Origin of the sequence: Pseudomonas sp. PDM18 (assembly GCF_014852585.1) — a bacterium.
Taxonomy (GTDB): domain Bacteria; phylum Pseudomonadota; class Gammaproteobacteria; order Pseudomonadales; family Pseudomonadaceae; genus Pseudomonas.
Genome location: NZ_JACVBX010000036.1, coordinates 1 through 1136, shown reverse-complemented (window position 1 = coordinate 1136; position 1136 = coordinate 1). Strand labels below are relative to the sequence as shown.

General features: G+C 56.8%; 1 protein-coding gene. It reads right to left on the bottom strand.

What is annotated here, in order from left to right:
• Positions 1 to 35: 35 nt before the first annotated feature.
• On the bottom strand, positions 36 to 983 hold the full coding sequence (locus tag IB274_RS29430; RefSeq protein WP_192436290.1) for an IS110 family transposase: 948 nt from the start codon (positions 981 to 983) through the stop codon (positions 36 to 38).
• Between the last annotated feature and the right edge of the window lie 153 nt (positions 984 to 1136).

The window sequence follows — 1136 nt, the reverse complement described above, 5'->3', positions numbered from 1 at the left end:
GTTTCGCCCCCTCGGGCGAGCAACCGTGTTCGGCGTCAAGCTATTTTGGGCCGAAAAGGTGCCTGGTCACGGAGCATTGCGTTGAGGATGGTGAGCAGCTTGCGCATGCAAGCGACCAAGGCCACTTTGCTGGGTTTACCCTGATCTTTCAGGCGTTGGTAGAAGTTGCGCACCACCTCGTTGTGGCAGCGAATGGCAGTCAGAGTGGCCATGTACAGGACTTTCCTCACCTCAGCCCGCCCGCCCCATACCCGACGGGTTCCCCGGTACTGGCCACTGTTTCGGTTGAAGGGGGCAACCCCAGCCAGGGCGGCAATTTGTTTTCGGTTCAACTGGCCTAACTCTGGTAGTAAAGCCAGCAGAGTTAGCCGGCAAACAGGACCGATGCCTTTGACTTCGGCCAGCAAATCATCCTTGGCTCGCCAGATCGGTGACTTTTCAATGGCATCGTGCAAACCCGCATCACTGGCCCTGAGGCGTTTCTCCAGCCACTGAATGTGAAGCTTGATATCACGGCGAAGAGCTTTGCCAGTGGCTTGCTGCAAACGCAGCTTCTCCGCCACCAGCATGTCGACCAACTGGCGCCGCCGCCCAAGCAAGTCGGCCAACTCAAACGTTTGCGCTTCAGGCAGTGGCCTGATTGCTGGTCGAACAGCCAGGCCGAAAGCAGCAAGAATTCGAGCATCCAGAGCATCAGTCTTAGCTAGTTGCCCAGACGCTTTGGCGAAGTCTCTGACTTGTCGTGGATTGACCACGACCAATGGCAGATTCTGTGCTGCCAGTTCCGCGATCAACAGGCGCTCCAGACCTCCCGTCGCCTCAGCGACAATCAACTGCGGGGCCAGTGCCAGGAGATCGCAGGCAAGCTTGGCTCTGCCAGGAACATCGTTGGCGTAACGCTGCAACGAAGATTGGGTACTGACGAACACGTCAAGAAAGCTTTTCGAGATGTCGATTCCAACGACCGCTGACTCTTGCTCCATGATTTCACCTCCAACCCTGACTTGCAGAAACGGGCTTTGAGCCCAGGCAACCGTTCGGGTTTATCAGGAAGACCCTGCTCCGACCCTCGCTCGCCCACGATCTGGAAATCTAGTCACTGGCGGTCTGAAGCAGGTGAAAACAACTTACAAGTC

Excerpts from the sequence above, each read along its gene's own strand:
- IB274_RS29430 (WP_192436290.1), bottom strand. The coding sequence starts at position 983 with ATGGAGCAAGAGTCAGCGGTCGTTGGAATCGACATCTCGAAAAGCTTT.